Raw genomic sequence first — 25,190 nt, 5'->3', positions numbered from 1 at the left:
TGATTAAATCGTTGATTAATAAGAAGCTTACATTATGGCATCCGAGCAAACATCATCAGAATATATCTCTCACCACTTAACGAATTGGACGTACGGCTACTTGCCGGGCGAAGGCTGGAAAGTTGCCTATAGTGCTGAAGAAGCAGGGCTGATGGGCTTTAAAGCTATCCACCTTGATTCTATGCTATGGTCAATTGGTCTAGGCATTGTTTTCTGTACCATCTTTTGGATGGTTGCCAAAAAAGTTACCTCAGGCGTACCAAGTAAAACTCAGGCCGCGGTTGAGATGATCGTTGAGTTTGTTGATAACAACGTTCGTGATTCTTACAGTGGAACCTCAAAATTGATTGCGCCACTGGCGTTGACTATTTTTGTTTGGATCTTCTTGATGAATCTCATGGATTTGATTCCAATTGACCTTATACCGGGTCTAGCTGGTCAAATTGGTGCGGCAATGGGTCATGATCCCCATCATGTTTTCTTTAAAATAGTTCCAACCACAGATCCTAATGTCACATTGGGCATGGCGTTTTCAGTATTTGCTTTGATCATTGCCTATAGTATCAAGGAAAAAGGTATCGGGGGCTTTTTAGCTGAGCTAACGCTGCATCCATTTAGTTCAAATAATATTATTTTAAAGATTGTCTTGATTCCTATCAACTTCATCTTAGAAGTAGTGACTTTGATTGCTAAACCTATATCACTTGGCTTACGTCTATTCGGTAACATGTATGCAGGTGAATTAGTATTTATTTTGATTGCCTTAATGCCGTTTTGGATTCAGTGGGCACTATCAGTACCATGGGCAATATTCCACATTTTAGTTATTACCCTTCAAGCGTTCATTTTTATGATGTTGACGATAATTTATTTGTCACTAGCATCATCAACTGAACATTAATTAGACACTTATCAATAAATAGGTAAAGAGGATATATCAATGGATCCAGTATTAGGTGGTTACACAGTTATCGCAGTTGCATTACTTATTGGCGCAGGCGCTCTTGCAACAGGTATTGGCTTCGCTCTTTTAGGCGGTAAATTCCTAGAAAGCGTTGCGCGTCAGCCAGAACTTGGTTCACAGCTGCAAACTCGTATGTTCATCGTAGCAGGTCTTCTTGATGCTATTCCGATGATCGGTGTTGGTATTGCTATGCTATTGTTGTTCGCTAACCCTCTAGCAGGTTAATCCGAAAGCTCAGTTGTACATGTTTGGCATGTGAGTATTTTCTATTAAATGTAGTCAAAATTTGGCTGCCAGACATGCTCAATGAAACTGATTTTTCATTAACAGAGAGGTGATCACGTGAATATCAATTCTACCCTCATCGGTCAAGCCATTGCTTTTGCAATCTTTGTGATGTTCTGCATGAAATTCGTGTGGCCACCACTTATCGGCGCAATTAACGACCGTCAGCGTAAAATTGCTGAAGGCTTAAATGCCGCAGAAAAAGCAAAAGCAGATTTGGCGACCGCGGAGCGAGATGTACAGCAGGAGCTTGATCTTGCAAAGACTAAAGCTGCTGCTTTGATCGAGCAAGCAAATAAAAGTGCCAATCAACTTGTTGAAGATGCAAAATCGCAAGCCCAAGTGGAAGCCGAGCGCATTCGTCAACAAGCGCAAGCCTCTATCGACCAAGAAATCAATCAAGCACGTGAATCATTACGTGCCCAAGTTGCTGAATTGGCGGTACTTGGTGCAGAAAAGATTTTGCAAGACAAAGTCGATGTGCAAAAACATGCCAGCATGTTAGACCAACTGGCGGCGAAGCTGTAATTGTGAGGATATAATGGCTGACTTATCAACCTTAGCACGACCGTACGCTAAAGCCGCGTTTGACTATGCCAACGAAAACGGGGCAGTAAATGAGTGGGAAGACTTCTTATTTGTTGCCGCCACCGTTGTCAATGACAAGTCGTTCAGTACTTGGCTAGACAATCCAGCTGTTTCTGCTGAGCATAAGTCAGCTGCTTTGGTCGATCTTTATGATACACAAGTAGCTAGCGCTAATGATTCTGCTTTTAAGCAGTTATTAGATGCAAATAAAGGGGTTCGCCCTGACAGCAACGCCAGCTATCCAAAAGTATCAGTAGCATTTAGTAACTTCGTTAAACAGTTATCAGAACAAGAGCGTCTGGCGCTGCTTCCTGAAGTTTATGAGCATTATCGCCGTCACAAGGCAGTAAGCTTAAAGCAGCTTGCCGCTTATGTGACCTCTGCTTATCCATTAACCGATGAACAGCGTGATATGCTACAAGCACGTCTTGCTGCTTCGCTAAATGCTAGCGTAGTGATTCATGAATCGGTGGATGCCAGTCTTTTGGCAGGCGTTACGATCAAAGTCGGTGACAAAGTCATTGATGATTCGATGCGCGGCAAGTTACAACAGTTAAAAACACAGCTAACGGCCTAATGCCAATCATTAACGTAGCTTAATCAAGCATGCGTGATATAAGAGCATTTACGTCAGTGGCGGGTTATCATAAATTAAAGGAAACAAGGCAATGCAACAATTGAATCCAGCGGAAATCAGTAACCTGATTAAGCAGCGCATTCAAGACCTTGATGCGGGTGCAACTGCAAAGAATGAAGGCACGATTGTCAAAGTATCTGACGGTATCGTGCAGATTCATGGTCTTGAAGATGCCATGTACGGCGAAATGATTGAGTTTGAAGGTGAAGTCTACGGAATGGCGCTCAACTTAGAGCGTGATTCTGTTGGCGCAGTAGTACTGGGTGACTTCCTAAAACTACAAGAAGGTCAAAAAGCCTATTGTACTGGTCGTATCCTTGAAGTTCCGGTAGGTCCTGAGTTGCTAGGTCGTGTTGTTGATGCTTTAGGTAACCCTATTGATGGCAAAGGTCCTATTAATGCCAAAATGACTGACAAAGTTGAGAAGATCGCCCCAGGTGTTATCGATCGTCAGTCAGTTGATCAGCCAGTAATGACGGGTTATAAAGCCGTTGATACTATGATTCCAATTGGTCGTGGTCAGCGTGAGCTTATCATTGGTGACCGTCAGACTGGTAAAACAGCGATGGCTATCGATGCGATCATCGCACAGAAAGCCTCTGGCATTAAGTGTGTATACGTAGCTATCGGTCAGAAACGTTCTACCATTGCCAACGTCGTACGTAAGCTTGAGCAAACTGGTGCCCTAGAATATACCACGGTTGTGGTTGCATCAGCGTCAGAGCCAGCAGCATTACAGTACATCGCACCGTACTCAGGTTGTACGATGGGCGAATACTTCCGTGACCGCGGCGAAGACGCACTGATTGTATTTGATGACTTATCAAAGCAAGCAGTCGCGTATCGTCAAATCTCACTACTATTACGTCGTCCGCCAGGTCGTGAAGCGTATCCTGGTGATGTATTCTATTTACACTCACGTTTACTTGAGCGTGCATCACGCGTAAACGCGGCGTACGTAGAAAAATTCACCAATGGTGAAGTGGTTGGTAAAACGGGTTCTTTAACCGCGCTACCGATTATCGAAACTCAAGCAGGTGACGTCTCTGCATTCGTACCAACCAACGTGATTTCAATCACTGATGGTCAGATCTTCTTAGAATCAAGCCTATTCAACTCAGGTATCCGTCCGGCTGTGAACGCTGGTATTTCGGTATCACGTGTTGGTGGTGCGGCTCAGACTAAAATTATCAAAAAGCTATCTGGTGGTATCCGTACCGCACTTGCTCAGTATCGTGAACTTGCAGCATTCGCTCAGTTTGCATCAGATCTTGATGATGTGACTCGTGAACAGCTTGACCACGGTGAGCGTGTGACTGAACTGATGAAGCAAAAACAGTATCAGCCAATGTCAATCTCTGAGCAAGCCGCTGTTATCTATGCGTCAAACGAAGGTTTCTTAGCAGACGTACCAGTTGAAAAAATCGGTTCTTTTGAAGAAGCTTACTTACGTTATATGCATGATGAACAAGCTGACTTAATGAAAGAGATTGATGACACTGCGAATTATAACGATGATATCGCAGGTCGTTTAAAGTCGTCTTTAGAGACTTTTAAACAAAATCACAGTTATTAATTTAACGGGTTAAGCCAGTTTTGTTGTGGCTTTAGTGTTAGAGCTTATGGAGTGGCGCGTTGTCTGATAAGCTTTTTATTAAGACAGCAGCGCCACTTTAGTCACAACATATGGTAGATGGTTGCGTCATGCTACAATATATTGAAACATTCAAACAATGATGCAATGCTAAATTGTACATTGTTAATGAGAATACCATTTTATATTGAAATATTGTTGCAAGCGCCAATGCTTTTTTAACCCTCTTATATTGGAATCATTATGGCAAACTTAAAAGAAATACGTGCCAAAGTCACCAGTATTCAAAGCACCCAGAAAATTACTCGTGCTATGCAAATGGTAGCCGCTAGTAAAATGCGCCGTGCTCAAGAGCGCATGGAAGTGGGTCGCCCGTATGCTGATAGTATGCGCCGGGTTATTTCGCATTTGGTGCATGCCTCATCCGATTATAAACATCCGTATATGGTAAGCCGTCCAGTCAATAGAGTTGGCTATATTGTCATCACATCTGACCGTGGTCTAGCGGGTGGTTTGAATATCAACTTATTCAAAGCCTTATCTAAGAATATTCAGAAATACCAAGAGCAGTCTGTACAAGCTGAATTTGCTGTCATTGGCTCTAAAGGTGTCAGCTTCTTTAAAAGCTTTGGTGGTAAAGTCACCTCAGCCGTAACTGATTATGGTGATAAACCTACTTTTGAGCAGATAAATGCGCCAGTTCAAGCGATGCTTGACGATTATACTAACGGTAAAATAGACCGCATCTATGTGGTTTATAATAAGTTTGTCAATGCAATGACCCAAAAGCCAACGGTCAATCAGTTGGTGCCTTTACCAGAGAGTGCGTTTGGTGAAGAAGAGAGTGGCATTCAGACTGAACTTAGCTGGGATTATATCTACGAGCCTGATATCAAAACACTGATTGATGAATTGCTTGGACGTTACATTGAGTCTATCGTCTATCAAGCGGTAATGGAAAATATTGCCTCTGAGCAGTCCTCACGTATGGTTGCGATGAAAGCGGCGACAGATAATGCTGGCGACCTAATTAACGATTTACAGTTGGTTTATAACAAGCTGCGTCAAGCGGCGATTACTCGAGAAATATCGGAAATCGTTGGCGGTGCTGCTGCTGTTTCATAATTGAAACCTTTTATAAAACCCAATATATACAGAATTTCCAGGAGAACGCAATGAGTAGCGGTCGTATTGTACAGATTATTGGCGCGGTTCTTGACGTTGAGTTTAACCGTAACGAAGTTCCTCAAATTTTTGATGCTTTGCTAGTTGATGGCACCGAAACTACTTTAGAAGTACAGCAACAGCTGGGTGATGGCATCGTACGTACGATTGCTATGGGTTCTACTGAAGGACTCAAGCGTAACCTTCCAGTTACCAATACTGGTGGCCCAATTTCTGTGCCAGTTGGTATCGGTACGCTAGGTCGCATCATGGATGTACTTGGTCGTCCTATCGATGAAGAAGGTCCAGTAGAAGCATCTGAGCGCTGGTCAATTCACCGTGAAGCGCCAAGCTATGCAGAACAATCAAACAGTACTGAGCTGTTAGAGACTGGCATTAAAGTAATCGATTTACTTTGTCCGTTTGCTAAAGGTGGTAAAGTTGGTTTGTTTGGTGGCGCTGGTGTTGGTAAAACCGTCAACATGATGGAACTGATTAACAACATCGCGCTTAAGCACGAAGGTCTATCAGTATTTGCTGGTGTTGGTGAGCGTACGCGTGAAGGGAATGACTTCTATCACGAAATGCAAGAAGCTGGCGTTGTCAACACTGAAGACTTTAGCAAATCTAAAGTTGCGATGGTATACGGTCAGATGAATGAGCCACCGGGTAACCGACTACGTGTTGCTCTGTCTGGTTTGACCATGGCTGAATACTTCCGTGATACTAAAGATCCTGCTACTGGCAAAGGTCGTGACGTATTGCTATTCGTTGATAACATTTACCGTTATACGCTAGCCGGTACTGAAGTATCAGCATTGCTTGGTCGTATGCCATCAGCAGTTGGTTATCAGCCAACACTTGCTGAAGAAATGGGTATGCTCCAAGAGCGTATTACTTCTACGCAATCAGGTTCTATTACTTCTGTACAAGCAGTCTATGTACCTGCGGATGATTTGACGGATCCATCACCTGCGACTACCTTTGCTCACTTAGATGCAACTGTGGTACTAAGCCGTGATATCGCCTCACAAGGTATCTATCCTGCGGTTGATCCACTAGATTCTACCTCACGTCAGCTTGATCCATTGGTTATCGGTGAAGAGCATTACAATGTTGCTCGTGGTGTTCAGGAAGTTCTACAGCGCTATAAAGAGCTGAAAGACATCATCGCGATTTTGGGTATGGATGAGTTATCAGAAGAAGATAAGCTGGTCGTTTATCGTGCTCGTAAAATCCAGCGCTTCTTATCACAGCCATTCCATGTTGCTGAAGTATTCACTGGTGCACCTGGCAAATATGTCCCACTACGCGATACCATTGCTAGTTTCAAAGCAATCATCGCAGGTGAATATGACAGCTTACCAGAACAAGCCTTCTATATGGCTGGCGGTATTGACGAAGTTGTTGCTAAAGCTGAAAAAATGAAGTCTTCTGCTGCGTAAGTAGTATTAGTATTCGCTAAAAAGTAGGTATAATAAAACTTTATATCTACTTTTTGGTAACGCATTGCAGTTTTTACTGTTTTTTTGATCGCGCTTTAATGGTAAGGAATTAAGTATGGCAACGTTACAATGTCGCGTCGTAAGTGCTCGTGAAGAGTTGTATTCAGGCGAAATTAGCATGTTAATAGCTAGTGGTACCGAAGGCGAGATTGGTATATTGCCAGGTCACACTCCGCTTATTACTTTGCTTAAGCCAGGTACAATGCGTGTACAAACGCCAAATGGCGAAGAAGAAGTAATTTACGTCTCAGGTGGCGTACTAGAAGTACAGCCAAAAATGGTCACCGTACTTGCTGATACTGCCATGCGTGCAGATAACCTTGACGAAAGTAAAATCGTTGAAGCACGTAAGAAAGCGGAGCAAATGCTGGTCAACCAGTCTGATACCGTACAAACTAATGCTGCCTTGGCGTCATTAGCGGAATCTGTTGCCCAGCTACAGACCATCCGTAAGTACAAAAACCGTGCTTAATACTTTTTGCTTGTGAGGATAAATATTTACTCTTGTAAGCATTGATAAAAAAACAGTCCTTTATGGGCTGTTTTTTTATGGTTGTTGGTTTTATTGAATAGTGACGGTTTTTAAGTTTTAGCCAAAAAGCAGCTAGCAACAATGGCAATATATGGTTATATTAAGGGTTGGAAAATAGTTTGCTAACTTATAGAGTTGAGCTGTTTTATGCGCTTTACTTAATGCTCAGACTTATGACTGAAAGCTTTAAACATAGCCAAATAGTTATGAGAAAATAAAGTTATTTGATTCTTTTTGAGTACGGTAAACGGTATGATTTTTGCATGTAAAATAAAGTTTTAATAGTCGTAGTTTATAGATTTTGTTAACGACTATAAGCTATAGTATAGGAAGCTGCAGGATTAATAGTATACTGTGCTGCCAAGTTTGTAACAGCTATATAAACAGCAGTTGCACTATTTTGTAGTGCTATTCATTTTACTGCTCTTATTTTGACTACTTTTAAATGAGATGTATTAGAGGATATAACAATGACAACGAATGATGATGACAACACCCCCCGAATTTTGATTGTTGAGGACGATGAGCGTCTGGCCATGTTGACCCAAGATTATTTGGTCAAAAACGGTCTAGAAGTGGCGATTGAAACGGATGGTAATCGCGCCATTCGTCGTATTGTCAATGAGCAGCCAGATTTGGTTGTACTTGATGTCATGCTTCCAGGTAGTGATGGCTTGACAGTCTGCCGCGAAGTACGTCCACATTACCAAAACCCTATCTTGATGCTGACTGCACGCACAGAGGATATGGATCAAGTATTGGGTCTTGAGATGGGTGCAGATGATTATGTCGCCAAACCTGCTCAACCACGTGTTTTATTAGCGCGTATTCGCGCGTTATTACGCCGTTCAGAAAACGCCCCGTCAGAAGATGTGCCGCAGCGCCTAGAGTTTGGTGAATTGGTTATCGATAATGGTGGTCGTTCAGTGAATCTAGGTGATGAGTTAGTAGATTTTACCAGTGCAGAATATGACTTACTATGGTTGCTTGCTTCTAATGCTGGACGTATCTTGTCACGTGAAGATATCTTTGAGCGTCTACGTGGTATTGAGTATGATGGTCAAGATCGATCCATTGACGTCCGTATCTCACGTATCCGTCCAAAAATTGGTGACGATCCAGAAAATCCGAAACGTATCAAAACCGTACGTAGTAAAGGCTATCTATTCGTAAAAGAAGGCAACTAATCGTCGACTTTTGCTATAAGTCTTGATTTTTCATCGTTATGCAATAAAAAACCAGCGTAAAGCTGGTTTTTTAGGGTCTAAATATTAAGTTTTTAACCTTAATTGCTGCGTTATGTGGTTTAATTAAGCGGTAATTTTATATCCAGTTTAATCACCATTTGATAAATAACGTAGCAAATATTATCCTATATTCGTTAGGATAGGGATCCTTCTATCCATAACTTTTATTCATCAGGTTGGTCACAGCACGTATGTCATTAGTCTCTTCTCTTAAACACAGTATTTTTGTTCGTATTTATGCAGGTTTATTGATAGTCTGCTTATGTGTGGCTTTATTTGCCCAATTATTGATGGATACGATCAATAAAGAGCGTGTGCAATCTTATCGAGAAAATATGGCGACCGGAGCGTTTCATATCGTCAGTGAGGGTTTGGCTCACCAAGAAAGCGAGGCGCAACGTGATTATTGGTTGTCTGATGCCAGTAGTTTGTTTGGCTCAGAATTTAAGATCGTGTCTATCGATGAGGTAGATTTTAATGCCAGCGAGCTGCGCCGTTTTGAGAAAGAAAACACGGTTGTACGCTATATGAGCCAACTGGCCACTGCTGATGTCTATTATCGCCTACCAGATAATCAAGGTGTTTTGACTGCGCGCATCTCACAAGTGACCGAACAGCAAGTCAGAGCCATTGCTGTTTTTTTGCTAGATGATTTGTCCTATTATATTACTTTGTCTGATAAACGTGCACGTTTGGCGCAGTTAGAAGAAAAGTTTTCATTCCCTTTAGCATTTAAAGCTGTAACGGCGCTCGACTTAGATCCTGATCAGATGGCGCGCTTGCGTCGTGATGAGGTGGTTATCTTATTACAAGATACCAATACCAGTAAAAGTAACTCATCTATTAAAGTCATTGTGCCGTCTGAAATTAGTGATATGGCAATTTTGATCGGTCCAGTACCTTTGTTTAATTGGTTCCCACTAAACTTGATCGTCAGTATGATTTTGATCAGTATGTTTTTAATTAGTTTGGGTGTGTATGCACTGATTTTCCCGCTTGAGCGCAAGTTACAACTGATACAGGTCGGGGTAAATGAGGTCAGTAAAGGTAATCTTGAAAGTCAAGTACAAGTGATTGGTCAAGATGAAATCGCCCGTTTAGCTGCGACCTTTAATGCCATGACGTCTCATATTAAGCGTTTGATTGAGTCGCAGCGAGAGCTAACGCGAGCGGTGTCACATGAGCTACGGACGCCCGTTGCACGTATTCGCTTTGCTGTTGATATGCTGGCAGATACTGATGATGAAGATTCGCGTTTTATGCAGCGTGACTTTATTGATGAAGATATCGAAGCGCTTAATGGCTTGATTGATGAAATTCTAACCTATGCGAAACTTGAAGAAGGCTCGCCTAAGTTAGATTTGGAACCAGTCAATCTTCGAGAACTGCTTGAGCAGATTGAGCGTGAAACCAATGCCCTGGGTAAACCGATTAAAATTGTCACCAAACTGCCAAATGCTAAAGTAGAAGCAATAGCAGATAGACGCTACTTACACCGCGTGATTCAGAACTTGGCTGGTAATGCTTTGCGTTATGCAGAGACTACGATTATCATTAGTGCTGGGGTCAAAAAGGGCAATGCCTTTGTCAGTGTTGAAGATGATGGTCATGGTATTCCAGAAGCTGATCGAGAAAAAGTCTTTATTCCATTCTCGCGTTTGGATGACAGTCGCACACGTGCGTCAGGTGGCTACGGTTTGGGCTTGTCTATCGTATCACGCATTGCTTTTTGGTTTAATGGTCGTATGAATGTTGATGAGAGCCGAGATCTTGGAGGCGCGCGGTTTGTGATGACTTGGCCTATCAAGCCACTGACACAAATTCTAGCAGCCGATGAATTAACCCAAGATAAGAGTGAGCGTGAATTTGATGCATAAGCATCTTTAATATAATTTTGGAATAAGACAGTGCTGTTAAGATAGCTTTTATAAAGGTATCAAAACGCCTATCGAAATAGTATTTCACTTGTAGCTATGTTATTTCTAACTGATCATAAATAATGCTAATAAGTTATTTATTGCGGTTATTTAGTCTTTAATGGAGGAGGGCAAAGGATGCCGTATTTATTCGGGGGTTTGGTGATATTAAATGCTGTGACACTAGGATATTATTTATTCTTACAGCAGCCAAGTACTACTCAGACGATAAAGGTAGCGCAGGATGAGATTACCCAGCCTTTAGCCTTTACTAATAGTGCTGAGTATATTCCGCCAGTTATTGGCAGCAAGTAATAAGTTTTATAACCGTTGAAGTTTTTAGTATTATTGATTGATACTATCATGATCAGTTCAATATAAAAGTGAGCAAGGGAGAAAAATTCGTCCCAGTCTCGCCCTATAAAATAAGGTATTTATTTTATTTAGTATCAAATGTCGCAATAAATGGCTTTGTAGCGGGATTGACATCCAAAGGCTGCTCTCCGGCAACTTCTGAGATGAGAGGGATGCGAATACAGACTTGCAGACCACCATCTGGATGATTAATAGCCTCAACTGTTCCATGATGCAAGCGTGCGATACGGTCAACAATCGCCAAGCCGAGTCCACTACCCTGAGTGGTACGCGCTGATTCGCCACGCTCAAACGGCTGCATGACACGCTCGAGTTGGTCTTCTGCCACCCCATCGCCGCAGTCACGCACACATATAATCAACTGCTCTTTTGCTTCTTTATTGACTGTATTTTCAGTCACAACATCGCTATATTCTATTACCTCTTTTTCTACAAAGGTTGGCATGACAACAGCAGACAGATAAATAGGCGGCTCACCATAACGCTTAGCATTATTCACCAGATTGATAATCAGGCGCTTAATCGACATAGGACGTACGGGCACAAGCTTGCTGCATTCTGACTGATAAATAAACTCTAGTGGCGCAAATTGCACCATAATCTCATTAAATATGGTATCTAAATTGGTAAGGCGTACAGGCTCATCGGAGCCATCTTTCATAAACGAGATAAATTGTTCTAAAATAGCATCCATATCTTCAATATCGTAAATCAACCCTTCACGAAAAAAATCATCGGGCAGCATTTCAGCAGTTAAGCGCATACGAGTCAGCGGGGTACGCAGATCGTGTGAGATGCCAGCTAACATAATCGTGCGCTCTTTTTGTGCTTGATTGAGGGTAGTAAACAGCCGATTAAAGGCCATATTTACCTGACGAATTTCAGTAGGACCATGACGGGTCGGCAGCGTTGTTGCATGTCCCAACTGAATATAGTTGGTAGCAGCACGTTGAAGATAACGCAACGGACGATTTAATTGACGGGCTAATAAAATAATGGTTAGCAAGGTCAAAATGGGTAGCCCAAACAAAAACAAGATCAATAAAGTAGGGCTGTACTGCGAATAATAAACCACAGGTTCGCGTATCCAAAAACTGCTATCACGACTGTCTTGTACCCAAAGCTGAGGGGTTGGTTTAAATTTAAAGTATACTTCAACTGGTCGCCCCAATTGTGCGCTGATTTCTCGCTGTAACACATCCGTAAAAACACTGACAAAAGCTTTGTCCGCAACCTCTGGAAAGTCACTTGGATTATCCACCACTACTACATGTGAGTGCTGATAAATCCACTGACGAACTTCAGGATTGTCCCGCCAGTCTCGGTTGGCGCTGTTCATCAGTCGAAGCTCGCTGGTCAAATAGCGCGCATGGCTTTTGAGCTCAGGTAAATATAGACTGCGCCAAAAAAACAAAATTGATACCCCGACGCTAATGAGAACAATAAAAGCCACCATTAGAGTGGTTAGCAGACTATTAGAGTAAGAACGGGGTAACCAGCTTTTATGAGGCAATGGTGGGTTTGGCGTGGTCATAGGAATCCAAATTATAATGAGGCAGTGACAGATGCTATTGCTAGGATAGCATAACCCATTAATAATGCTGCCAGCTTTCATCGACAACGCTAGCAGTATCATCCGCTTAAGATAAAGCCATGTGATAGAGGAGTATCCATTATATTAGCAGCGTGAATGATGAATCTTATTTACAGTCATGACGATTTAAGCTATTGTTAATAAATAATTAAATAAGCGCAGTTTATGTTTTCAATAAAATAAGACTGTGGTATAATTATGCCCTTTTTGGTATACCTGCGAAAGAGAGAATTCACATGGTTGTTATTCGTTTAGCACGGGGCGGTGCCAAGAAACGCCCATTTTATCAAGTAGTTGTTGCTGATCAACGCCGCGCGCGTGACGGTCGCTATATTGAAAACATCGGCTTTTTTAACCCACTCGCTAAAGATTCTGAAGAAGCAGTGCGCTTAAACATGGAAGCGTATAATGCGTGGGTCGCAAAAGGTGCACAACCTTCTGATCGCGTTGCTTCATTAGCAAAAGCTTATAATAAGTCTGCTGCTCAAACTGAAGCTACTGCTTAAGTTTTGGCTACAATAGACTGATAGTGCATTTATGCATCCATCAGTTGGCTTAAGAATACCTAGCGTAACTGGTCTAACCAGGGTACGCCATTAACTGTTTATCGCTTTTGACGACGTTTATCGTATTTAATGGCTTTTTATTTATCATCGTTGTTTTTATCATTGTTAGGTTAGCTGTTATGTCTTCTGCTCCAAACGCTAGTGCCCTTATGAAAATTGGTCAGCTCAAAAAGCCTTATGGCATCAAAGGTTGGCTTTGGGTATTTAGTGAAACAGACGATCGTACGGCGATATTTGATATCAAGCCTTGGTGGATGAAAACCGCTACCGGTATGAAACCTTTGACAGTAAAGGCTTGGCGTGAGCAAGGCACAGGAATTGTAGCTCAGTTTGAGCAGATTCCTGATCGCAATATTGCTGAGACCATGAATGGGGTAACTCTTTGGGTTGAGCAAGACATCTTGCCAGAACCTGCTGAAGATGAATACTATTGGTCGGATTTGGTTACTCTGCGCGTGATGAACGAGCAGAATGAGTATCTAGGCGATATTACTGAGATGTTTGAGACTGGCGCCCATGCTATCATGCGGGTTGCGGCAACTTCAGACAGCTTGGATAAAGAAGAGCGTCTGATTCCATGGCATAAGCAAACTGTAGTGAAAGTCGATCTGACTGGAAAGACAGTGCTAGTGGCATGGCCAAGTGACTATTGACAAGCGATTATTAAAACAAGCTTTAGTGGTATAAGCTTTAACTTTATCGCTTAAGATTGTTAGTAATAATACCGATTTATTTAGCCAATATTAGCCCCTGCGCAAGTAGACATCTGATGTATTTTGCCGTTATTAGTATTTTTCCTGAAATGTTTGCCACGATTCGTGAATTTGGAATCACAGGTCGGGCAGTCACTCAGAAGCAAGTAACGATTGAATGCATTAACCCGCGTGATTTTACCAGTGATAATTATCGCCGTATTGATGAACGCCCGTATGGTGGCGGTCCTGGCATGGTGATGATGGCTGAGCCATTATCACAAGCCATTGAGAATGCGCGCCTGCGCGCCAGTCAGTATGGTTGCCGCGTCGACAAAGCGCATTGTCCGGTGATTTATATGTCGCCACAAGGGCAGACGCTGAGTGAAAGTAGTGTGGTCGATATGACTGAGTATGATGGCATGATTATATTATGCGGTCGTTACGAAGGCATTGATGAGCGCTTACTGTCACAGTATGTCGATAGGGAAATATCACTTGGTGATTACGTGCTTACCGGTGGTGAGCTACCAGCAATGGTGCTGATGGATAGTGTGATACGTCGTTTGCCAGATATTATGGGCGATGACAAGTCAGCTGAGCAAGACTCGTTTGTCGATGGCTTGCTTGATTGTCCACACTATACCAAGCCGCATGAGTTTGCGGGTATGTCAGTGCCTGAAGTGTTACTTTCAGGTCATCATGCCAATATCGCTGAGTGGCGCTTTCGTCAGCAAGTCGAACGTACGCAAGCGCGTCGTCCAGACTTATGGCAGGCGTTTACCCCAACGGTCACGCAAGCAAAGTGGCTAAAGGCATTAGCAAAAGTTGATAAAAAATAGCGGTTAAAAAGATAAATAGTTAAGTAATAAAATTTTGAGCAACAACAAAACGAGTCATAGCATAATGGCCGTTTGTCATAACCCACTTACGTTGTGTCTCATTAAAAAGATACGATCCATTATTACAAACAGGTGATATGCGTCAAGCCTCTATTATCTAATGTGAGGAGATAACTCTCATGAGCAACAAGCATCCATTGGTTCAGGTCATCGAAAATGCTCAATTGATTGAGCGCCCAAGCTTTGCACCCGGCGATACCGTTGTGGTTCAAGTAAAAGTACGTGAAGGTGAGCGTGAGCGTTTACAGGCTTTCGAAGGCGTTGTAATTGCTAAGCGTAACCGCGGTTTAAACTCAGCGTTTACCGTACGTAAAATCTCAAGCGGCGTTGGTGTTGAGCGTGCATTCCAATTGCATTCACCAATCATCGATAGCATTGAAGTGAAACGCCGTGGCGCTGTTCGCCGTGCGAAACTATACTACTTACGTGAGCGCTCTGGTAAATCAGCACGTATCCGCGAGAAGCTTGCTCCGCGTGCACCTAAAGTTGTTAAGCCAAAAGCTGACGCTTAGATTATATCCAGTATCTGGTTTTAAGCATTGTGCTTAATATTGCTTTATTACTGAGCCGTCTATTATGCGATTCGGTAATAAAGAAGCAGATACAAGCCCTTATTCATAGGTTTATCATATAAATAAGCGGGTCATACCAAAAAAGACAAAACCCCAATCTGTGCGAATGCCAGATTGGGGTTTTTGTTTCTGGCGCTTTAAATTCCAGACTTAAATGAAGGCTTTAAACATTGCGTTTAATCATCGAGATTTTCAATACGGCTGTTTTGGTCTTTAGATTTGCTGTACTTACGCAAGCGTATGTATAGCGTCTTGGTGACGATAGCGATGATCTTTTGCTGATCGTCCACGATATCTACTTGGTATTCACGAAAGACGGGTTCACCCTCTTTTGCCAGCTCTTGAATGGCTTTAATCTCACTGCTAGGGATTTTCATGCGAGCAGTGACTTTGCTATTGCCCGGCGCGATAAATTCAATATGTGAGCTTTTATCCCAGACGACGTAACTGCTACCCAGTTGATGCATGAGCATGAGCATATAAAATGGATCAACCATTGAATATAAGCTGCCGCCAAACTGTGTCCCTACAATGTTCTTATTTAAACTATTTAGTCCCATATTGACCACACATAAACCTTGGTCAAGGTTTATGTGCTCAATCTTGATGCCGGCACCGATATAAGGTGCATAAGTGTTGATACGTAGCTTGAGCAGATAAGGCGTCAGCAATGGCATAATATTTTTTTTAGCGTTACGTTTTAGCGTCTCAAGATTTTTGGGTAGTAAACTCATAAACTTATCCTAGGGTACTTCTTGATTTTTAGACTGCTATTATTCAATCGTTATGGGTAAAAAGGTATTTATCATAGTGAAAAACTTGTAAAGGCGCTAGAGCTAAAGCGTAACTTCATTCAAATCTTAGCGCTTTGTTTTTTGTCTATGTGTGATGGTAGATTGTTTATGTGCGATAACGTATTATTAATTATAAGAACTATGATCATAATGACTACAATCTACTATTTTATTAGCAGCTAAGTAGTTAATAAGTTTGTATTTATTTTAAAATGAAACTTTATGTTCTTAATTCCTGCTATATTTATAGTACATTCGAATCGTTATAAATTCGCGTTCTAAAGTCTCATGACATACAATGACTGCATTTTTTCTTCAGTGGCTTAACACTTATCGCAAGAGTAGTAAGTGGATAAGCAGTCACTAAAACGTCGGTCGACACAAGGAAATGTGATGAGTAACACGCAGCTTCCCCCTTTAGATGCCAATCCGCAGCAGCCAACCCCTTCTGATAATGATGTTCAAAGTAGTTATGTAGAATTACATAAGCCTTATTCAAGTTTTAAAAATCGTGATGCCTACCTCAATCATGAACTACAAATCATGCAGCCAAAACGCTGGCGCGCCAACTTACCGTTCCGTGACTATCGTTTTGAGTACGAAGATACCATTCCAGCGATGGCTGCGACTATTGGTAAAGTCGTGATGGTGGGTGCTATCGCGGCGACGTTTGCCGGGCCACTCGGTTTGAGTGATGCTTTTATTTTAGAAAACGTCCGTTATGAGTTATTGATTGTTTCGTTTTTTGTCATTTTATTCTCAGGTTTTCTACTGCCGACCGCCAATCTTGCAGGTACTCATGGGCCTTTAATTCCGCTTATACCTATTGTGGTCGCAGCTGGTGGTCACCCGATGGCCTTTGGTCTGCTCATCGGTGCCTTTGGATTATTATTGGCAATCAGTAAAGGGGGCAGTTTGCTAGCAAATTTGACCAGTAAAGGCGTGTGCGGTGGTTTGCTGCTCTACTTGGGCTTTATTGGTACGATATCACAAGTTAAAAACTTGTTTGCATGGGCAGAGGGCATTGGCATGGCATATATTGCTTTTGTAGTGATTTTGCTGACGATTATCTTGTATGCCGTGTTAGAAAATTTTCAAAAGCGCTGGCTGGCTGTGCCGCTGAGCTGTTTGTTAGGTGGTGGCGTGGCGTTCGCTATGGGTGCACCTTTCGCCTTTAAAACTGCACCCGGTCTACCGCATATGAGCCCTATGTATTGGTGGGGCGAAAATACCGGTTGGATGTTAGGATTGCCGACAGTTGAGAGCTTTATCGTGGTATTACCTTTTGCGGTGTTAGCGGTTGCTATGTGGTCGCCAGATTTTTTAGGTCATCAGGTCTTTCAGAAAATCAGCTATCCCAAACGTACTGAACGTGTACTGATGGATATTGATGATACGATGACCAGTGCATCGTTTCGTCAGGTCGTAGGTTCTGTGCTCGGTGGGGCGAACTTTGCGTCGTCATGGGGTACTTATATCGTACCTGCAGCAATTGCCAAACGTCCCATTCCAGCTGGTGCGATTTTGACAGGACTATTCTGCCTTATCGCAGGTGTTTGGGGTTATCCGATGGATTTGGCAATCTGGGAGCCAGTGATGTGTGTGGCACTCATCGTTGGCGTCTTTATACCGCTACTTGAAGCTGGGATGGAGATGACGCGTGAGGGTAAAACTACTCAGTCTGCTGCTATTGTGGTTTTTGCGTCCGCACTAGTTAACCCTGCATTCGGTTGGTCTATTACTTTGGTGCTTGATAATTTAGGGTTAATTGGCTCTAAAGAGCGCAGTGCCAGTCTGACCAAAATGAGCCGCTGGATTATTCCTGTGATCACCTTTGTGATACTGACCGGGGTTATGGCAATCGTCGGTATGTTGCCAGGTATCCCAGCACTATTACCAAATTTCCGTCACTAGTCGCACTGTAGGATTGTTTTTCTGCAAGAAGCCAGCCTTGATGCTGGCTTTTTTTATGGTTATTGCTAAGCTGATAAGGGTTCTTGTAAAACCCATGCTATCGCCCCATAAACATCTGTATATCAGTATCTTGAGAGCAATAAATTCTATGGTCAATGTCTCAGAATCGAGTCCCGTCGATGACAAGAAAGCCCGTCTTAAACATTTAATCCAGCGCCTGCCAAACTTGCCGGGAGTGTATAAAATGCTGGGTAAAAATGGTGACATCTTATATGTTGGTAAAGCCAAATCACTCAAGAGCCGTGTGAACAGCTACTTTGCGAAAACCATTGACCATCCAAAAACACGGGCACTGGTGGCACGGATACATAATATTGAAACCATTATTACCCGCAGTGAGACGGAAGCGCTGTTACTTGAGCAAAATCTGATTAAAGAATATCGTCCACCTTATAACGTGCTACTGCGTGATGATAAATCTTATCTTTATGTGTTTATTTCAGCAGATAAGCCCTATCCAAGATTGGCTTATGGTCGCGGTAAAGGCAATCACCAAAAGGGTCGCTTTTTCGGTCCTTTTCCTTCCGCGCATGCGGCAAAAGAAACACTGGTGCTCATGCAAAAAATGTTTCAAATGCGCCAATGTACCAATACCTTTTTTAAGCAACGTAAGCGTCCGTGTCTTGAGTATCAGATTAAGCGTTGCCGTGCACCCTGTGTGGGCTTGGTATCAGCAGAAGAGTATGCAGAAGATGTCAGCAATACCATTCGTTTCCTAAAAGGCGACTCTAGTGATATCCATACTGCTTTGATTGAAAAAATGGAAGCTTCTGCTGAAGAGCTAGACTTTGAAAAGGCAGTTTTTTATCGCGATCAGCTGTCTATGCTGCGTGAAGTACAAGCGAAGCAAGCCGTTTATACCGTGCAGGGTGAGGCGGATGTGATTGCGATTGCCAGTCAAGCAGGCATGACCTGTGTCAACGTATTGACTGTCCGTGGTGGGCGCGTGCTTGGCGGTAAGAACTACTTCCCTGATGTGGATAGCAGTGAGCCTCTTGCAGACAATTTATCAGCGTTTATCACCTCATTTTATTTTCAGGTGACAGATGACTTGCCAGCTGAAATCATGCTGAGTCATGAATTACCGGATCAACTAGCAGTGAGTGAGGCGTTGGCAACACACTTTGGTAGTAAGGTCGTTATCAAAACCAGCGTACGTGAGCACCGTGCTGAATGGTTAGACTTAGCAAAACTTAATACTAATAATGCACTAAAAACCAAGCTGGGCGATTATTTAGAATTGCATGCACGCTTTGGGGCGTTAAAAGATGTTTTGACTGAAGTCACGGATCGTACCATTGACCGTATCGAGTGTTTTGATATCTCGCATACGATGGGCGAGGCGACGATTGGTAGCTGTGTGGTGTTCGACCAAGGTGGCTCGCGTCGTCGTGATTATCGTCAGTATGCTATTCATGACATTGTTGGCGGTGATGACTATGCAGCGATGAAGCAGGTGTTGACACGGCGTTATAAGAAGCAGCCATTGCCGGATTTATTGCTTATCGATGGTGGTAAAGGGCAGCTCGGTATCGCTAAAGAAGTGCTGACTGAGTTGGGTATCCTGGGTGATACTTTGCTTATCAGTGTGGCAAAAGGGGAAGGGCGAAAGGCTGGCTTGGAAGTGTTGCACTTTATTGACCATGAGCCACTTGATTTGCCTATGGATAGTAAAGCGCTGCATTTATTGATGCACATTCGTGATGAGGCGCATCGCTTTGCAATTACAGCGCATCGTAAGAAGCGCGATAAGCGTCGTTCATCGTCGGTGTTAGAGGTGATTCCGGGACTGGGTGAAAAGCGCCGCCGCGATTTGCTCAATCACTTTGGCGGCATGCAGCAATTGCTTGGTGCCTCGCAGCAAGAGCTGGCAGGCGTGCAGGGAATTGGTCCGGTATTAGCAAAAACCGTTTATAAAGTGCTGCATGAGTAGTCTAGGTAATGTTCGTCAAATTTAGGTTTATGTTCATAAAATTTGAACATGAAAAAAGAGGCTGTCCTAGAGTTATTTAGGATAGCCTCTTTTTACGTTTTGTTTAAAATTTTACTATTATTCAGCGCTTTTTATTTTATAAGTCACAAATCTAAAATCTAACGCGCTTTTTTCATCATGCATTTGCTCAGATTCTTCCGCGACTACGAACTCGCTTGGCAATTTAGGATAAAAGGCATCGCCATTTGTAATCTCAGTATCGACGTGAGTCAGCTCGATACGATCGGTATACATCAAGGCATCGCTAAACACGCGCTCGCCGCCAATCACCCAGATCGTATCAAGATGCGCACCATGTGCTAGACTGGCTGCTTGGGTTAAGGCATCGTCTAAATTATGCATTACATAAGCTTTTTCACTACCTACCAAACCCTTTTGCTCAGCATAATCTATCTGGCTACTGATAATAAAGCTCACACGTTTAGGTAACGGCTTGCTGCCCATTGACTCAAATGTCTTACGACCCATAATCACGATACCTTGTATCGCTCCGTCATTTGGTTTGGTTGTCATACTTTTAAAATGCTGCAAATCGGCTGAGATATGCCACGGCAGCTCATTGTCTTTACCAATACAGCGATTGCTACTGATAGCAGCGATTTGGGCAACTTCGGTGTTGGCATAGCTCATAAATTATCCTTTGCTAATGTTAAAATATGGTTTAGAGAAGTTGAATAAATAGCTGAATAGACAGCCGCTATACCGCCACTTGCGCTTTAATCGCTGGGTGCGACTCATAGCCATCGACGCTGATATCTTCATACTTAAAATCAAAGATATCTGTCACATTAGGGTTAAGCGTCAACGTTGGCAGCGTATAAAGCGAGCGCGTCAGCTGCAGCTCCACTTGCTCACGGTGGTTTTGATAAATATGGCAATCGCCACCAGTCCAAATAAACTCACCGACTTCTAGTCCGCATACTTGCGCCACCATATGAGTAAGCATGGCATAGCTTGCGATATTGAAAGGTACGCCTAGGAATAAATCCGCTGAGCGCTGATAGAGCTGGCAGGAGAGTTTATTGTCTGCGACAAAAAACTGAAATAGCGTATGACAAGGCGGCAAGGCAACTTGCTCCGCTTCACCCGGATTCCAGCCAGAGACAATCAAGCGCCGCGAGTTAGGATTGGTTTTTATTTGCTCAACCACCTGTGCGATCTGATCGATACCATCGGATTTATATTGCCCATCTACACTTTTGCTCGCGCCATAATTACGCCACTGATGACCATAAACAGGACCTAAGTCGCCTGCAGGACGATTAAAGCGCGCGGTTTGCTCGCTAGTTGCCCATTCATTCCAAATGCGTACGCCGTTTTGTTGCAGATAATCAACGTGGGTACTGCCACTTAAAAACCATAGGAGCTCATAAGTGATGGATTTAAGATGAACTTTTTTGGTGGTTAATAGTGGAAAACCATCGGCTAAATTAAAACGTAGCTGCGCGCCAAAATGGCTAAGCGTACCGGTTCCAGTGCGGTCGCCTTTTTCAGTGCCTTCGTTAAGGACAAGGCGTAGCAGGTCTAAATAGGCTTGCTCGTTTTTAACTATAGAGCTGTTCATGGTCATAAAATTACTCTTTGCGCTTTAAAGTGTCTCATCAAAATCATGCTTAACAGGTGTTCGATAAACGTACAGTTTAATAAGCTGCTTGCTTACCCCAATCATAAATACCACGCTTATAAGCATAAATCAGCATAATCAAGCCGGCAATAATCATCGGTGCGCTTAATAGCTGGCCCTTGGTCATCCAACCTAATAGGATAAATCCTTGATCAACGTCTGGTTGGCGGAAGAATTCGATGATAAATCGGCTGATACCATAACCTAGTAAGAACACAGCAGAGGCAGCCATACGTGGACGCGGCTTTGATGAATACCACCATAAGAAAATAAATAGCAGCAGACCTTCGGCAAAAGCTTCGTATAGCTGTGATGGGTGACGCGGCAGCACATACTGACCATTGACCTCAATCATTAACTCTTGCAATTGTGGATTACTCTGTAATTGCTCCATATCAAAGGCAGCGGCTTGCGGAAAGTAGGTCAGCCAGTTATAGCCACCGTCTGATACGCGTCCCCATAACTCACCATTAATATAGTTACCAATGCGACCAAATAGTAAGCCGGTTGGTACACAAGGCACGATAAAATCGAATACTTGGAAGGGCGCTTTCTTATATTTACGAGCAAAGAACCACATGCCTACCATGACACCGATAAAACCGCCGTGGAAAGACATACCGCCTTCCCAAACTTTTAATAAATAAGCAGGGTTTTGTAGTAGCTCGCCAAACTGATAAAACAGCACATAGCCGATACGACCGCCTAAAATCACACCAAGCGCACCATAAAATACCAAATCAGACACCATGTCGGTGGTCCAATTGTCACGTTTACTGCTGCGATACCAAGCCAGACCAAAAGCTGCAGCAAATGCTAACAAATACATCAAGCCATACCAGTGTACTTCTACTGGACCCAAGGACAGCGCTACAGGATTGTACTGAGGATGAATTATCATAAGGGCATCATCATTATTGGTAATTAAATGCTGTCTATAATAGCAAAATTCATCCCTTGCGAACACTATGATAAAGGTATGGTTTATTGAATGAATAGCAAAGCGCTAAAAAAAACGATAAGATGAAAAAAAGCGCGTCAACTTCTAAGGAATTATCATGTCTGCTACCGTATCATCACGATCATTTTTGCACGATAAACAGTTAACCACTGTAGTGGATGTGCCAACGACAAACCTTAAGAGAAACAGACTATCATTATCCTTATTATGTACAGTAGTCGCATCAGGCTTCGGTTTTTTTGTGCCAGTGACGGCGCAAGCAGCAACCAGTAGTATCGAACAAATTACCATTTATCAAGGCTTAGCCAGTGTCACTCGTGCATTACCCATCAGTGGTATAGGTGAGCAGACACTGGTTTTTTCCTGTCTTTCGCCTGCGATCGAACCCGACAGTATTAGTGTGCAAGCACTGGGCAATGTTAATATCGGTGAGGTCAGTATTCAAACTGTGAGTGGTGAGCAGGCAGCGCAGTGCCAGTATCAAGGGGCAGCGAATGTACAGACTCAGCAGAATAATCTTGCGGATATCAGTGCTGAACTGGAAGCGGCACGCCTGACCAAAGCTTATTTGCAAAACCTTACTAAAGTCACGCAAATCACTACTGCTGGCACCCTTGCTAATAATGCACGCGACTTAGAAACGCAAGCCGCCAGTATTAACAAAAAAATAGTAGAGCTACAAAAACGAGAAGCTCGTGCTAAAGACGACTTAAATCAGCTGGTCGCTGGCAGTACTTCTTCGGTACAAAGTAATGTCACCCAAGTCAGTGTACGTACCGCTAGCCGTTCTGCCAGTAGTGTGAAATTACATTATCGAGTACGCGGTGCCAGTTGGGAGCCGACTTATCAAGCGCGTTTAAATACCGATAATAAACAACTCAATATCACCGCGTCTGCCATCATCGCCCAACAAACGGGCGAGAATTGGAACAACGTACCTATTATTTTAAGTACCGTTAATCCCAATCAAACGACGACCAGCCAGCTACCAAGAGTTGAGCGCTTATCTTTATATGAAGAGCAGCAAGCTAAAATGACTAGGTTTGCACAGCCGATGATGGAAAGGGACACAGCTTCAGTGGTGGTTGTGTCTGCCAGCGACAGTTATGGCGGTGCAGAAAATATGGCGCCGCTGCCGAGCTTTACGGTGAGCAGTCAAAATAAAAATGGTATTACCGAGTATCGCTTACCGCAGCGCGTCAGTATTCCTAGTGATGGCAGGCACGTACGCACTGTTATTGATGAGCAGTCTGGCACCAGTAAGTTATGGCTACGGAGTACACCGAGTGTCGAGACCGCCGCTTATTGGTATGCATCTGCGCCGTTTTTGACGCCAGCTTGGGCGGATGGCTCGTTGCAACTGTACCGCGATGATAACTATGTTGGTCAATCACACTATGATTATCAGAGTCTAAAAGAGCAGGGCATTGGTTTTGGTATTGATCCGAGTTTGCTTGTGAAACAGCTGACTGATGAAGATAAAAAAGGTGATAAAGGGGTGTTTAATCGTCAACAAACTAAAACCATTACCCAAGCGTATCAGTTTACTAATCAGCACAATCGTAGTGTGCGCATGCAAGTGTTAGGCGCAGAACCTGTGAGTAGCGATGACAGCATTAAGGTGAGCGCAACGCATACACCAGCGATTGGTACAAAAGATTGGAACGATAATAAAGGCATGGTAGCGTGGGAATTTGATTTACCAAGTAAACAATCTCAGGTGCTGCAATCTACTTATCAGATTAGCTATCCTGCAGATAAAAAATTAAACACCAACTAAGTGCTAATAATTTTATATAAATGATATCAAGGAAAACTATGTGTATTGTCGCTGTTGCTTGGCAGTTATTTGATGAGCTGCCTTTGGTGTTATTGTCCAATCGCGATGAGTTTCTACAGCGTCCGACAGAGCCACTACATCAATGGGAAGATAAGCCTATTTTTGCAGGGCGTGACGCGCAAAGTGGCGGTACATGGTTAGGAATTCACCAAGAGCCGCATGCTAACTTTTATAAGCAAAATGGTCGCTGGGCGGCAGTATTGAACTTTCGCGATGGTGTACAGGCAAGTAACGATGAGCGCTCACGTGGTGAATTGGTCGCTGATTTTTTGACCAGTTGCTTAAACCCGATGGATTTTGCACGGAAAATCAGTCTACAAGAATATGCTGGGTTTAATCTGATTATCGGCGATAGCAGACAAGCGGTTATCGTTAATAATCGTGGTCATGCACCGACACCCTTATATGCAGGCTTGCACGTATTTTCTAATGGTCAGCCAGAAGAGGGTTGGTTTAAGACAGAGCGTTTGCGTGGTCGTTTACGTCAAGAAGCGCTAACGCTCATAGCTGAGGACAGTACTCCTGAATATTGGGAAGAGGCTGCTTTTAAGGTATTGTCCGATAATACTCAAGCACCAGAAGAAGAGTTACCAAATACTGGTATCGATATCAAAATAGAACAAGCGCTGTCTTCGATTTATATTGAAAGCGCCAATCTTACTGGCATTGCTAGTAAGGAGGTCGTCAATAATGCTGTGCCAAGCTACGGTACAAGGACACAAAGTATTTTAACGTTACGGCGAAACTCTATTAAAGACTTAGGCATTCAAGCTGAAATCGTCAGCCGCGAATGTACTCATTAGCTATTAACAAAAATCCAGTGAGAAAAAAATACCGTTAGTGACATTAAATATCACTAACGGTATTTGTT

At 43.0% G+C, this 25,190-nt stretch carries 24 protein-coding genes; 19 read left to right on the top strand and 5 right to left on the bottom strand.

Annotated features, from left to right (window positions below; all coding sequences use genetic code 11):
* The first annotated feature begins 34 nt into the window (after positions 1 to 34).
* The 11 genes from atpB to AC0J5Y_RS11605 all read left to right on the top strand — a co-directional run bounded on the left by atpB (position 35) and on the right by AC0J5Y_RS11605 (position 10,747).
* Positions 35 to 901, top strand: coding sequence for a F0F1 ATP synthase subunit A (gene atpB, locus AC0J5Y_RS11655; protein WP_475130833.1), 867 nt, complete (start codon positions 35 to 37; stop codon positions 899 to 901).
* A gap of 39 nt (positions 902 to 940) precedes the next feature.
* Positions 941 to 1,189 carry a F0F1 ATP synthase subunit C gene (gene atpE, locus AC0J5Y_RS11650; RefSeq protein ID WP_105244316.1) on the top strand — a complete coding sequence of 83 codons (249 nt, stop codon included), beginning with the start codon at positions 941 to 943 and terminating at the stop codon, positions 1,187 to 1,189.
* A 117-nt stretch (positions 1,190 to 1,306) separates the two neighbouring features.
* The gene (locus tag AC0J5Y_RS11645) at positions 1,307 to 1,777 is read left to right on the top strand and encodes a F0F1 ATP synthase subunit B (protein ID WP_475130832.1); all 471 of its coding nucleotides are present in this window, start codon (positions 1,307 to 1,309) and stop codon (positions 1,775 to 1,777) included.
* A gap of 13 nt (positions 1,778 to 1,790) precedes the next feature.
* The gene (locus tag AC0J5Y_RS11640) at positions 1,791 to 2,414 is read left to right on the top strand and encodes a F0F1 ATP synthase subunit delta (protein ID WP_475130831.1); all 624 of its coding nucleotides are present in this window, start codon (positions 1,791 to 1,793) and stop codon (positions 2,412 to 2,414) included.
* Between the two features lie 91 nt (positions 2,415 to 2,505).
* Positions 2,506 to 4,050 (top strand): F0F1 ATP synthase subunit alpha, encoded by a 1,545-nt coding sequence (atpA, locus tag AC0J5Y_RS11635; protein ID WP_475130830.1) that lies wholly within the window; start codon positions 2,506 to 2,508, stop codon positions 4,048 to 4,050.
* Between the two features lie 261 nt (positions 4,051 to 4,311).
* Positions 4,312 to 5,193, top strand: coding sequence for a F0F1 ATP synthase subunit gamma (atpG, locus tag AC0J5Y_RS11630; RefSeq protein WP_475130829.1), 882 nt, complete (start codon positions 4,312 to 4,314; stop codon positions 5,191 to 5,193).
* Between the two features lie 50 nt (positions 5,194 to 5,243).
* The gene (gene atpD, locus AC0J5Y_RS11625; RefSeq protein ID WP_475130828.1) at positions 5,244 to 6,677 is read left to right on the top strand and encodes a F0F1 ATP synthase subunit beta; all 1,434 of its coding nucleotides are present in this window, start codon (positions 5,244 to 5,246) and stop codon (positions 6,675 to 6,677) included.
* Positions 6,678 to 6,792: 115 nt separating this feature from the next.
* The gene (locus AC0J5Y_RS11620) at positions 6,793 to 7,209 is read left to right on the top strand and encodes a F0F1 ATP synthase subunit epsilon (protein WP_475130827.1); all 417 of its coding nucleotides are present in this window, start codon (positions 6,793 to 6,795) and stop codon (positions 7,207 to 7,209) included.
* A 530-nt stretch (positions 7,210 to 7,739) separates the two neighbouring features.
* Entirely contained in the window at positions 7,740 to 8,456 is a 717-nt protein-coding gene (locus tag AC0J5Y_RS11615) for a response regulator (RefSeq protein ID WP_020444432.1), read from the top strand.
* Between the two features lie 251 nt (positions 8,457 to 8,707).
* A complete protein-coding gene (locus AC0J5Y_RS11610) occupies positions 8,708 to 10,393 on the top strand; it encodes an ATP-binding protein (protein ID WP_475130826.1) in 1,686 nt (561 codons plus the stop codon).
* Between the two features lie 177 nt (positions 10,394 to 10,570).
* Positions 10,571 to 10,747, top strand: coding sequence for a hypothetical protein (locus tag AC0J5Y_RS11605; protein ID WP_475130825.1), 177 nt, complete (start codon positions 10,571 to 10,573; stop codon positions 10,745 to 10,747).
* Positions 10,748 to 10,871: 124 nt separating this feature from the next.
* Here the strand turns inward: AC0J5Y_RS11605 and AC0J5Y_RS11600 are convergent, their stop codons facing one another.
* The gene (locus AC0J5Y_RS11600) at positions 10,872 to 12,341 is read right to left on the bottom strand and encodes an ATP-binding protein (protein ID WP_475130824.1); all 1,470 of its coding nucleotides are present in this window, start codon (positions 12,339 to 12,341) and stop codon (positions 10,872 to 10,874) included.
* A gap of 296 nt (positions 12,342 to 12,637) precedes the next feature.
* On the opposite strand from AC0J5Y_RS11600, the gene rpsP reads away from it, so the two are divergent.
* The 4 genes from rpsP (at position 12,638) to rplS (ending at position 15,073) form a co-directional block, all read left to right on the top strand.
* Positions 12,638 to 12,907 carry a 30S ribosomal protein S16 gene (rpsP, locus tag AC0J5Y_RS11595; RefSeq protein ID WP_011281274.1) on the top strand — a complete coding sequence of 90 codons (270 nt, stop codon included), beginning with the start codon at positions 12,638 to 12,640 and terminating at the stop codon, positions 12,905 to 12,907.
* Between the two features lie 179 nt (positions 12,908 to 13,086).
* Positions 13,087 to 13,620 carry a ribosome maturation factor RimM gene (gene rimM / locus AC0J5Y_RS11590; protein WP_475130823.1) on the top strand — a complete coding sequence of 178 codons (534 nt, stop codon included), beginning with the start codon at positions 13,087 to 13,089 and terminating at the stop codon, positions 13,618 to 13,620.
* Positions 13,621 to 13,736: 116 nt separating this feature from the next.
* Positions 13,737 to 14,501: a tRNA (guanosine(37)-N1)-methyltransferase TrmD gene (gene trmD, locus AC0J5Y_RS11585; RefSeq protein ID WP_475130822.1), complete on the top strand. Its 765-nt coding sequence runs from the start codon at positions 13,737 to 13,739 to the stop codon at positions 14,499 to 14,501.
* A 179-nt stretch (positions 14,502 to 14,680) separates the two neighbouring features.
* Entirely contained in the window at positions 14,681 to 15,073 is a 393-nt protein-coding gene (rplS, locus tag AC0J5Y_RS11580) for a 50S ribosomal protein L19 (protein ID WP_011281271.1), read from the top strand.
* Positions 15,074 to 15,309: 236 nt separating this feature from the next.
* Here rplS and AC0J5Y_RS11575 read toward each other — a convergent pair whose 3' ends face one another.
* Positions 15,310 to 15,867 carry a DUF4442 domain-containing protein gene (locus AC0J5Y_RS11575; protein ID WP_011514625.1) on the bottom strand — a complete coding sequence of 186 codons (558 nt, stop codon included), beginning with the start codon at positions 15,865 to 15,867 and terminating at the stop codon, positions 15,310 to 15,312.
* A gap of 453 nt (positions 15,868 to 16,320) precedes the next feature.
* Between AC0J5Y_RS11575 and AC0J5Y_RS11570 the strand changes: the two genes are divergently transcribed.
* Both AC0J5Y_RS11570 and uvrC read left to right on the top strand, forming a co-directional pair.
* On the top strand, positions 16,321 to 17,841 hold the full coding sequence (locus tag AC0J5Y_RS11570) for a DUF3360 family protein (RefSeq protein ID WP_475130821.1): 1,521 nt from the start codon (positions 16,321 to 16,323) through the stop codon (positions 17,839 to 17,841).
* Positions 17,842 to 17,989: 148 nt separating this feature from the next.
* Positions 17,990 to 19,834 (top strand): excinuclease ABC subunit UvrC, encoded by a 1,845-nt coding sequence (gene uvrC / locus AC0J5Y_RS11565; protein WP_475130820.1) that lies wholly within the window; start codon positions 17,990 to 17,992, stop codon positions 19,832 to 19,834.
* Positions 19,835 to 19,951: 117 nt separating this feature from the next.
* Here uvrC and AC0J5Y_RS11560 read toward each other — a convergent pair whose 3' ends face one another.
* From AC0J5Y_RS11560 to lgt, 3 genes are all read right to left on the bottom strand, one after another.
* Complete coding sequence (locus AC0J5Y_RS11560; protein ID WP_475130819.1) at positions 19,952 to 20,524, bottom strand: dihydrofolate reductase; 573 nt, start codon at positions 20,522 to 20,524, stop codon at positions 19,952 to 19,954.
* 67 nt (positions 20,525 to 20,591) lie between these two features.
* Positions 20,592 to 21,464 (bottom strand): thymidylate synthase, encoded by an 873-nt coding sequence (locus AC0J5Y_RS11555; protein ID WP_475130818.1) that lies wholly within the window; start codon positions 21,462 to 21,464, stop codon positions 20,592 to 20,594.
* A 70-nt stretch (positions 21,465 to 21,534) separates the two neighbouring features.
* Positions 21,535 to 22,419, bottom strand: a complete 885-nt coding sequence (lgt, locus tag AC0J5Y_RS11550; protein ID WP_475130817.1) for a prolipoprotein diacylglyceryl transferase — start codon at positions 22,417 to 22,419, stop codon at positions 21,535 to 21,537.
* 157 nt (positions 22,420 to 22,576) lie between these two features.
* On the opposite strand from lgt, the gene AC0J5Y_RS11545 reads away from it, so the two are divergent.
* The gene (locus tag AC0J5Y_RS11545) at positions 22,577 to 24,259 is read left to right on the top strand and encodes a DUF4139 domain-containing protein (protein WP_475130816.1); all 1,683 of its coding nucleotides are present in this window, start codon (positions 22,577 to 22,579) and stop codon (positions 24,257 to 24,259) included.
* A 38-nt stretch (positions 24,260 to 24,297) separates the two neighbouring features.
* Positions 24,298 to 25,122, top strand: a complete 825-nt coding sequence (locus AC0J5Y_RS11540; RefSeq protein WP_475130815.1) for an NRDE family protein — start codon at positions 24,298 to 24,300, stop codon at positions 25,120 to 25,122.
* Positions 25,123 to 25,190 lie beyond the last annotated feature (68 nt).

It is taken from the genome of Psychrobacter sp. TS_SC_6, from assembly GCF_056156305.1.
This window is presented reverse-complemented; position numbering and strand designations above follow the sequence as displayed.